This is a genomic window from Bradyrhizobium sp. WSM1743, assembly GCF_000473065.1.
Classification (GTDB): domain Bacteria; phylum Pseudomonadota; class Alphaproteobacteria; order Rhizobiales; family Xanthobacteraceae; genus Bradyrhizobium.
On the sequence record NZ_AXAZ01000016.1, the window covers coordinates 139,001 to 148,579 of the forward strand.

Below are 9,579 nucleotides of genomic sequence, written 5' to 3' on the forward strand. Positions count from 1 at the left end.
CAGAAGCACGGAGGTCCCGGATTGCGCTTCGCTCCATCCGGGCTACGGAAAACTGCCCCGGAATGACCGCTATGCGAGGCGCGCCGGCATCCTTTTTCGGCTGGCGCCCCGCGCGCGCTGGGTTTAAGCCGATAGCATGAACCCAAGAACCGACACCGCGCAGTCCTCGGCCGAGGCCCTGCGCTACCCCTGGGAACAGCACCCCGGCCCCGAACAGGTCGTGGAGGTCAGGCCCGGCGTGTTATGGGCGCGGCTGAAGCTGCCGTTCCGCCTCAACCACGTGAACATCTACCTGCTCGCCGACGGCGACGGCTATGCGATGATCGATGCCGGATTCGGCAACGAGGAGACGATCGAGGCCTGGACCAAGCTGTTCGATGGACCGCTGAAGGGCGTCAACATCACGCGCCTGATCGTCACCCACTCGCACCCTGATCATGTCGGTCTCGCGGGGTGGATCGTCGAGCGTTTCAACTGCCCGCTGGTGATGTCGCAGGTCGAATATCTGCAATCGGTCTATCACCAGAACCGCGGCACCGAGGAACGGCGTGAGGCGCAGCGGCTGTTCTTCCGCCGCCATGGCATGGACGAGTCGCTCACTGAAAGGCTGCTCGGCCGCGGTCAGGATTATTTGAAGCGCGTCTCGGTGCTGCCGCCGTCCTACCGCCGCATCTCGCATGGCGACGACGTCGTGATCGGCACGCGCCGCTTCAAGGTGATCACCGGCGGCGGCCACGCGCTCGACCAGGTGATGCTGTATTGCGCCGACGACAAGCTGTTCCTCTCCGCCGACCAGGTCCTGAGCAAGATCTCGCCGAATGTCAGCGTCTGGGCGGTCGAGCCCGACCAGAACTCGCTCGGCGAATATCTGGCCTCGCTCGCCAGCCTCACCACGACGCTTCCCTATGACGTGCTGGTGCTGCCCGGCCACGGCGTGCCGTTCTACGGATTGAAGACCCGCATCAAGCAGCTCGCCGACCACCATGAGGAGCGCTGCCGCCTGATCGCGGAAGCCTGCCGCGAGGTGCCGCAAACCTCGCGCGCCCTGGTGCCTGTCGTGTTCAACAAGCACGTGCTGGACGAGCACCAGATGGGCTTTGCCGCCGGCGAACTGGTCGCCCACGTCAACTACATGATCGTCGAGGGCCGGCTGACGGCCGAGATGCAAGACGGCGTGCTGCAGTTCCGGACGACGTGAGCATTGTCGTCATGGCCGGGCTTGTCCCGGCCATCCACGTTCTTCCACGCGAAAACAGGTTCGTGGATGCCCGGGACAAGCCCGGGCATGACGAGTTTGTGGAACGACCAGCACAATCATCTCACTTCATATTCGCGATCGCGTGCAGCGCCGCGATGTAGCCGAACGGTCCCAGTCCGCAGATCACGCCGGTCGCCACGAATGAGATCTTCGAGCGGCGATGATATTCGTCGCGGGCGTGGATGTTGGAGATGTGCACCTCCAGCACTGGGCCCTCGAATGTCTTGATCGCGTCCATGATCGAGACCGAGGTGAAGGAGAGACCGGCCGGGTTGATGACGATGGCATCGGCGTCCTGCCGCGCCGACTGGATCAGATCGACCAGCACGCCCTCATGGTTGGACTGGTGGAAGGCAAGCTTGAGGCCGAGCTTGGCGGCGGCTTCCTCGCAGCTCGCATTGATCTCTGCGAGCGTCGTGGTGCCGTAGATGTGCGGCTCGCGGATGCCGAGCATGTTGAGGTTGGGACCGTTGAGGATCATCACGCGCTTCATCAGGGCTTCCTTTCGCATGGGCTGTCCGACCGGCCGCTAGCCCAGCCGGGCAAGGCTATGGCGTCGGCGCGACCAGTTCCGCCATCATGGATGGAGGCGCGCCATGGACAAAATGTCCACGGCTGCCCCTGCCTTCCCGGCAACCCCGGTCCCGGCCGGCAGGTCCGTGTTAGGCGCTTGATCCCAATCAACAATCGCCGCCGGACCGGCGGTTATCAATTGGCACGCTCGCCTTGCCTCCAATGTGTGCTGGCGCATAGACATTGGAGCTGGAAAAGCTCTAAAAATGAGCGGCCGCCATGGCCGGGCTCCGTTGCAGGTTTGCCGATGGATTACAATCAGTTCTTCGATACCGCGCTCGACCGCCTCCACACCGAGCGGCGCTATCGCGTGTTCGCCGACCTCGAACGCACGGCCGGCCGGTTCCCGCACGCGGTCTGGCACTCGCCCAAGGGCAAGCGCGACGTCGTGATCTGGTGCTCCAACGACTATCTCGGCATGGGTCAGCACCCGAAGGTGGTCGGCGCCATGGTCGAGACCGCCACGCGCGTCGGCACCGGCGCCGGCGGCACCCGCAACATCGCAGGCACGCACCATCCGCTGGTCCAGCTCGAGGCCGAGCTCGCCGATCTCCACGGCAAGGAAGCCGCGCTGCTGTTCACCTCCGGCTATGTCTCGAACCAGACCGGCATCCCGACCATCGCAAAGCTCATTCCGAACTGCCTGATCCTGTCGGACGAGCTCAACCACAATTCGATGATCGAGGGCATCCGCCAGTCCGGCTGCGAGCGCGTGGTGTTCCGCCACAACGACGTTGCGCATCTCGAGGAACTGTTGAAAGCGGCCGGCCCCAATCGGCCGAAGCTGATCGTCTGCGAGAGCCTCTATTCCATGGACGGCGATGTCGCGCCGCTCGCCAAGATCTGCGATCTCGCCGAGACGTATGGCGCGATGACCTATGTCGACGAAGTCCACGCCGTCGGCATGTACGGCCCGCGCGGCGGCGGCATCGCCGAGCGTGACGGCGTCATGCATCGCATCGACATTCTCGAGGGCACGCTGGCAAAGGCGTTCGGCTGTCTCGGCGGCTACATCGCCGCCAACGGCCAGATCATCGACGCCGTGCGCTCCTATGCGCCGGGCTTCATCTTCACCACCGCGCTGCCGCCGGCGGTCTGCTCGGCCGCGACCGCCGCAATCAGGCACCTGAAGACGTCGAGCTGGGAGCGCGAGCGCCACCAGGACCGCGCCGCCCGCGTCAAGGCGATCCTCAATGCCGCCGGCCTGCCGGTGATGTCGAGCGAGACCCACATCGTGCCGCTGTTCGTCGGCGATCCCGAGAAGTGCAAGCAGGCCTCCGATCTCCTGCTCGAAGAGCACGGCATCTACATCCAGCCGATCAACTATCCGACCGTCGCCAAGGGCACCGAGCGCCTGCGCATCACGCCCTCGCCCTATCACGACGACGGCCTGATCGATCAGCTCGCCGAAGCGCTGCTGCAGGTGTGGGACCGCCTCGGCCTGCCGCTGCGCGAGAAGTCGCTCGCGGCGGAGTAGGTCTTCCTTACCCTCCCCTGGAGGGGGAGGGTCGCTACGCATGTAGCGAAGCGGAATGCGTAGCGGGGTGGGGTGACGGTCTCTCCACCTCGAACACTGCCCGTGTGGAGAGATCACCCCACCCCGCTCGCGCTGCGCGCGATCGACCCTCCCCCTCCAGGGGAGGGTAAGCGCCCGCTCCCACCTTAACGATCCCCCCGATTCCCGCCCCGGCCGGGCATTTCGCTGTCGCCTCCACCGGTCCAACGCGCTAGATTTACAGGGAAAATGAGATCTGGCGCGGTTCCCGCGCCCAGGGAGACACGCGCTCACCATGCTGCACGACTGGGGCGTGATCGCCGCCGCCTTCGGCTATATCGGCTTCCTGTTCCTGGTGGCGAGCCATGGTGACCGCCGCTCGCGGGCCGGGCGTGGCCGTGCCTCCGGGCTGATCTACCCGCTGTCGCTGGCGATCTACTGCACCTCATGGACCTTCTTCGGCTCGGTCGGCTTCGCCACCCGCACCTCGACCGATTTCCTTGCGATCTATGTCGGGCCGATCCTGATGATCGGGCTGGGCGCCGGCGTGCTCAGGCGCGTGATCCAGCTCGCCAAAGCCCACAACATCACCTCGATCGCCGACTTCATCGGGGCCCGCTACGGCAAGAGCCAGGCGGTGGCCGCGACGGTCGCGCTGATCGCCATCATCGGCTCGGTGCCCTACATCGCGCTCCAGCTCAAGGCGGTGGCCTCCTCGCTCGGCACGATCCTGAGCGAGGACCAGGCCTTCTCCCATATCCCGATCCTCGGCGACATGGCGCTGATGGTGACGCTGGCGATGGCGGCCTTCGCGGTGCTGTTCGGCACGCGGCATACCGACGCCACCGAGCACCAGCACGGCCTGATGCTGGCGGTCGCGACCGAATCCATCGTCAAGCTCGTCGCCTTTCTCGCCGCCGGCATCTTCGTCACCTTCTGGATGTTCTCGCCGCACGAACTGATCGAGCGGGCGATGAGGACGCCGGAGGCGGTGCGCGCCATCGATTACTCGCCGTCGATCGGCAACTTCCTGACCATGACGCTGCTGTCGCTGTGCGCGATCATGCTGCTGCCGCGCCAGTTTCACGTCAGCGTGGTCGAGAATTCCTCGGACGCCGAGGTCAGCCGCGCGCGCTGGCTGTTCCCGTTCTATCTGGTCGCCATCAATCTGTTCGTGATCCCGATTGCGCTCGCCGGGCTCGTGACCTTCCCGTTCGGCGCGGTCGATCCTGACATGTACGTGCTGGCGCTGCCGATGGAGGGCGGTGCGGGACTTCTTAGCGTCGCCGTGTTCGTCGGCGGCCTGTCCGCGGCGACCGCGATGGTGATCGTCGAATGCGTCGCGCTCTCCATCATGGTGTCGAACGACCTCGTGGTGCCCCTGGTGCTGCAACGGCGGCCCGAAGGCCGCACCGGGGCCACCGATTTCGGCGACTTCCTGCTGCGCTCGCGGCGGCTCGCCATCTTCGCCATCATGGTGATGGCGTATTTCTACTATCGCGCGCTCGGCAACGCCCAGCTCGCGGCGATCGGCCTGCTCTCCTTTGCCGCCATCGCCCAGCTTGCACCGAGCTTCTTCGGCGGGCTGCTCTGGCGGCGCGCGACCGCACGCGGCGCGATCGGCGGCATGCTGGTCGGTTTTGCGGTCTGGTTCTACACGCTCTTCATCCCGAGCTTCATGGATTCGTCGACATCAGCCATCCTGCTGCTCCAGCATGGCCCGTTCGGGATCGAGGCGCTGCGGCCGCAGGCGCTGTTCGGCGCTGACCTGCCGCCGCTGATGCACGGCGTGGTCTGGTCGCTCTCGCTCAACATTCTCACCTATGTGCTGCTGTCGCTGGCGCGACGGCCGTCCTCGATCGAACTGGTGCAGGCCGACCTGTTCGTGCCCAACACGCTGGCGCCGATCACGCCGAGCTTTCGTCGCTGGCGCACCACCGTCACGGTACAGGACATCCAGACCACAGTGGCGCAATATCTCGGCCCCGATCGCGCGCGGCAATCGTTCGAGGCTTTCTCGGCCCACCGCAATGTGCGCCTTGAAGCCGGAGCACCCGCCGATTTCGAGCTGCTCCAGCACGCAGAACACCTGATCGCCTCGTCGATCGGCGCGGCGTCCTCGCGCCTCGTGATGTCGCTGCTCTTGCGCAAGCGGACGGTGTCCGCCAAGGCCGCGCTGAAACTGCTCGACGATTCCCATGCGGCGCTGCATTTCAACCGCGAGATCCTCCAGACCGCGCTCAACCATGTGCGCCAGGGCATCGCGGTGTTCGACGCCGACCTGCAACTGATCTGCTCCAACCGGCAGTTCGGCGATCTCCTCAACGTGCCCCCGCATTTCATCCAGTTCGGCACCCCGCTGCGCGAGATTCTGGAATTCATGGGCGTGAGCGATCCGGCCGATGAGAGTGGTCGCGAGGCGATGATCGAGCAGCGGCTCGTGGCCTACACCACCGACAGCGAGCCTTATCTCGAACGCCTGCCGGAACGCCACATGGTGATCGAAGTGCTCACCAACCGGATGCCCGGCGGCGGCTTCGTCATCACCTTCACCGATGTCACGCCCACCTTCGAAGCCGCGGAAGCGCTGGAGCGCGCCAATGCGACGCTGGAAAAGCGCGTGCGCGACCGCACCGAGGAGCTGACGCGGCTGAACTCCGAGCTGGCCCTGGCCAAGAGCGCGGCGGAAGACGCCAGCATCTCCAAGACGCGCTTCCTCGCCGCTGCCAGCCACGACATCCTCCAGCCGCTGAACGCGGCGCGGCTCTATGTCACGAGCCTGGTCGAGCGCCAGCACAATGGCGAAGAGACGCGGCTGGTCGAGAACATCGACGAATCGCTGCAGGCGATCGAGGAAATCCTCGGCGCGCTGCTCGACATCTCCAGGCTCGATGCCGGCGCGATGACGACCTCGATCTCGAGCTTCAAGATGGCCGACCTGATGCGCTCGCTGGAGATCGAGTTCGCGCCGATCGCGCGCGCCAAGGGCCTGGAGCTCGCCTTCGTGCCCTGCTCACTCCCGGTCAAGTCGGACCGCCTCCTGCTGCGGCGGCTGCTCCAGAACCTGATCTCGAACGCGATCAAGTACACCCCGCGCGGCCGCGTGCTGGTCGGCTGCCGCCGCCGCGGCGCCTCGCTCAGGATCTGCGTCCACGACACCGGCGTCGGCATTCCCGCGGTCAAGCGCGGCGAGATCTTCAAGGAATTCCATCGCCTCGAGCAGGGCGCGCGGATCGCGCGCGGTCTGGGGCTGGGGCTCTCGATCGTGGAGCGGCTGGCGCGCGTGCTCAACCACGGCATTGCCATCGACGCCAATGCCGGCGGCGGCTCGGTATTCTCCGTGACGGTGCCGACGGCGAAGGCGATCACCCACACCGCGGCGGTGACCAGCGCAACGCCGCTGGCGCGCACGCCGATCTCGGGCGCGCTGATCGTCTGCATCGAGAACGATGCGGCGATCCTCGACGGCATGCGCACGCTTTTGAAGGCCTGGGACGCCGAGGTGATCGCGGTCGCCGATCCCGAAGGGGCGATCGCCGCAATCGAAACAGCCGGACGGCGCGTCACCGGCCTCTTGGTCGACTATCACCTCGATCGCGGCAACGGCATCGCCGCCATCCGCGAGATCCGCCGCCGCTTCGGCGATGCGATTCCAGCGATCCTGATCACCGCCGATCGCAGCCCCGCCGTGCAGGTCGCCGCGCGGGACGAGAAAATCGCGGTGCTCAACAAGCCGGTGAAACCGGCCTCGCTCCGCGCCCTGCTCGGCCAGTGGCGCACGCAGCAGATGGTGGCAGCGGAGTAGAGGCAGTGTTGTTGCGAAGCGCCGGCACGCTTCGCTTCAAGGCGCCAGCCGGGTGAAGATGTAATCGTGCACCTTGGCGCGGGCGTCGTGGCAGGCAAAACATGTGCGATGCTGAGCCTCGTCCACCGGCTTGCCGTTGATGAAACGGCCAAAACCCCAGCCGCCGGTAGTGGCGTATTTCTTGGAATCCTTCACCATCACCTGGACCGTGGTGGCGGCGCCGGGAATGGTCGCGGACGCAAACTCCCCCGACTGTTTCCGCTTCCAGGCGCGCTTGACCAGGATGGTGCCGTCGGGGAATGGGAGCTTGCCGGCTTGATACGCATCGAGTGCGGTCTGGTTGCCGACGACAGCGCGAAGCTCGTCGAGCGGCGCCGCCTCTTCGGCCGGCGCGATCAGCTCCCACTGCTTATAGCCGGGCGGAATCGTGACGCCGAAGATCGGCGAGGCGTCTGACGTGGTGCTTTGCGCCGGCCCCTCGGCAAGAGCGATCGAGACCAGGTATGGCACGCAAGTCAGGAGAACGACGAGAACGAGCACGGCCAGGGTGATAGCCGTGGCATAGGAACGCTTTTTCGTTTTGGATTCGATGGGCGTCATGATGTTTCATCAAGCTGAGGATCAACGGGTGATCCTCGGTCCAGCAAGGCTGAACCGAGGTGTTGACAAAGGCTCAGGCGCTGTCGGCGTCGATGACGGCCTTGGCAAAGGCCTGCGGTGCTTCCTGCGGCAGATTGTGGCCGATGCCGCCGGTGATCAGGCGAAACTCGTAGCGGCCTGAGAACTTCTTGGCATAGGCGCTCGGCTCGGGATGCGGCGCGCCGTTGGCGTCGCCTTCCATCGTGATCGTCGGCACCGCGATCTGCGGGGCTGCGGCCAGCTTCTTTTCGAGCTGCTCGTATTTCGCCTCGCCCTGGGCGAGCCCGAGCCGCCAGCGGCAATTGTGGATCGTGATCGCGACATGATCCCTGTTGTCGAGCGCCACCGCGCTCCGATTGAAGGTGGCGTCGTCGAACCTCCACTGCGGGGAAGCGAGCTTCCAGATCAGCTTGGCGAAATCGTGCGTGTACTTCTCGTATCCGGCGCGGCCGCGCTCGGTCGCGAAGTAGAACTGGTACCACCATTGCAGCTCCGCCTGCGGCGGCAACGGCGCGTTGCCCGCAGCCTGGCTGGAGATCAGATAGCCGCTGACCGATACCAACGCGCGGCAACGGTCCGGCCACAGCGCGGCGATGATATCGGCAGTGCGCGCACCCCAGTCGAAGCCGGCGACGACGGCCTTCTTGATGTCGAGCTTGTCCATCAGCGCGATGATATCGGCGGCCATCGCCGCAGGCTCGCCGTTGCGCGGCGTCTCGCTGGAGAGGAAGTGCGTCGTGCCGTAGCCGCGCAGGTAAGGAATGATCACGCGATAGCCGGCCTGCGCCAGGATCGGCGCGACATCGACGAAGGCGTGGATGTCATAGGGCCAGCCGTGCAGCAGGATCGCCACGGGACCGTCCGACGGGCCGGCCTCCGCATAGCCGACATTGAGGACACCGGCCTCGATGTGCTTGATCGCGCCGAAGGACGCATTCGCTGCTGACGGTCGCTGCGCCGCTGTTTCGGCGCGCGCGAGGTCGATCGCGCCGAGGCCGACGGCGGCGGTCCCGGCTGCGATGCCGAGGAAGCGGCGGCGATGCTGGTCGATAATCTGTTTCATCTTTTGGGTGCCTTGTTGATGAGCGTCCGAGTTGTCAGATCGATCGACACTGGCGTGGCTCGATTGGGCTCTTCTTGTCGTCGCGCAACTGCCTATCAGCGCCTACCGTGAAAGGCTCGTTTGGACTTGTGAGAAGTTGTGAAGCCGGCATAGAACCCGTTTGCAAGGATCTGAAAGCATGGCCTGCTTAGGTCTTTGGGAAACCACGTCAACGCACGCCGCTGTGAGATTGCTGGGCCGCGGCTGCCAGGAACTCGTCATTGCGAGCGCAGCGAAGCAATCCAGAATCCCGACGCGGAAAGACTCTGGATTGCTTCGCTGCGCTCGCAATGACGAGCAAGGGTAGACATTTCGATCCTCCCATGGACATTGCGACTTGCAGACATGCCTTCGCCCTCTCGCGACGTGCTCCGCCCGAGGCTTGCTTTCGCGTCACGCCCCCGTGAAGAAAAGGGCGCAGGGAAGGCCGCATAGGCGTTAAGGTAGCGCGAGCATCGATTGATACGGACGGTTTCGAGGAGGCTCGCGCAAGTGCCGCCCAAGCGCTCGCTTTCTGCGGCGGAAGCAACGGATGGTTGGTTGTGGAATGATCGCTTGTAGCAAGGATGCAACGAGTTGTTGCAAAACACGCCAAGCGCCAGGTGCCGTCAGGCGGCCTGCATCCAGCGGGGAGAGTCCTCGAAGTCGCGGGCAAGCGGCTCGAGCAGCAGGATGATCAAGAGGTGTGCCAGCAAGTAGGGCTTGGC

6 protein-coding genes are annotated in these 9,579 nt (G+C 65.2%); 3 read left to right on the forward strand and 3 right to left on the reverse strand.

Features of this window, described 5'->3' with window-relative positions:
• Positions 1 to 136 precede the first annotated feature (136 nt).
• The gene (locus tag YU9_RS0113600; RefSeq protein ID WP_027573338.1) at positions 137 to 1,198 is read left to right on the forward strand and encodes an MBL fold metallo-hydrolase; all 1,062 of its coding nucleotides are present in this window, start codon (positions 137 to 139) and stop codon (positions 1,196 to 1,198) included.
• A 121-nt stretch (positions 1,199 to 1,319) separates the two neighbouring features.
• Here YU9_RS0113600 and aroQ read toward each other — a convergent pair whose 3' ends face one another.
• Positions 1,320 to 1,751, reverse strand: a complete 432-nt coding sequence (aroQ, locus tag YU9_RS0113605; RefSeq protein WP_027573339.1) for a type II 3-dehydroquinate dehydratase — start codon at positions 1,749 to 1,751, stop codon at positions 1,320 to 1,322.
• 327 nt (positions 1,752 to 2,078) lie between these two features.
• Between aroQ and hemA the strand changes: the two genes are divergently transcribed.
• Together hemA and YU9_RS0113615 are read left to right on the forward strand one after the other, a co-directional pair.
• Positions 2,079 to 3,308, forward strand: coding sequence for a 5-aminolevulinate synthase (gene hemA / locus YU9_RS0113610; protein ID WP_027573340.1), 1,230 nt, complete (start codon positions 2,079 to 2,081; stop codon positions 3,306 to 3,308).
• Positions 3,309 to 3,621: 313 nt separating this feature from the next.
• The gene (locus YU9_RS0113615; RefSeq protein WP_027573341.1) at positions 3,622 to 7,131 is read left to right on the forward strand and encodes a PAS domain-containing hybrid sensor histidine kinase/response regulator; all 3,510 of its coding nucleotides are present in this window, start codon (positions 3,622 to 3,624) and stop codon (positions 7,129 to 7,131) included.
• Positions 7,132 to 7,167: 36 nt separating this feature from the next.
• On the opposite strand, the gene YU9_RS0113620 is transcribed toward YU9_RS0113615, so the two are convergent.
• Together YU9_RS0113620 and YU9_RS0113625 are read right to left on the reverse strand one after the other, a co-directional pair.
• Positions 7,168 to 7,731, reverse strand: a complete 564-nt coding sequence (locus YU9_RS0113620; protein ID WP_027573342.1) for a cytochrome P460 family protein — start codon at positions 7,729 to 7,731, stop codon at positions 7,168 to 7,170.
• Between the two features lie 73 nt (positions 7,732 to 7,804).
• A complete protein-coding gene (locus YU9_RS0113625; protein ID WP_027573343.1) occupies positions 7,805 to 8,833 on the reverse strand; it encodes an alpha/beta fold hydrolase in 1,029 nt (342 codons plus the stop codon).
• Positions 8,834 to 9,579 lie beyond the last annotated feature (746 nt).

Excerpts from the sequence above, each read along its gene's own strand:
- YU9_RS0113625 (WP_027573343.1), bottom strand. The coding sequence starts at position 8,833 with ATGAAACAGATTATCGACCAGCATCGCCGCCGCTTCCTCGGCATCGCA.
- aroQ (WP_027573339.1), bottom strand. The coding sequence starts at position 1,751 with ATGAAGCGCGTGATGATCCTCAACGGTCCCAACCTCAACATGCTCGGC.
- YU9_RS0113620 (WP_027573342.1), bottom strand. The coding sequence starts at position 7,731 with ATGACGCCCATCGAATCCAAAACGAAAAAGCGTTCCTATGCCACGGCT.
- hemA (WP_027573340.1), top strand. The coding sequence starts at position 2,079 with ATGGATTACAATCAGTTCTTCGATACCGCGCTCGACCGCCTCCACACC.
- YU9_RS0113615 (WP_027573341.1), top strand. The coding sequence starts at position 3,622 with ATGCTGCACGACTGGGGCGTGATCGCCGCCGCCTTCGGCTATATCGGC.
- YU9_RS0113600 (WP_027573338.1), top strand. The coding sequence starts at position 137 with ATGAACCCAAGAACCGACACCGCGCAGTCCTCGGCCGAGGCCCTGCGC.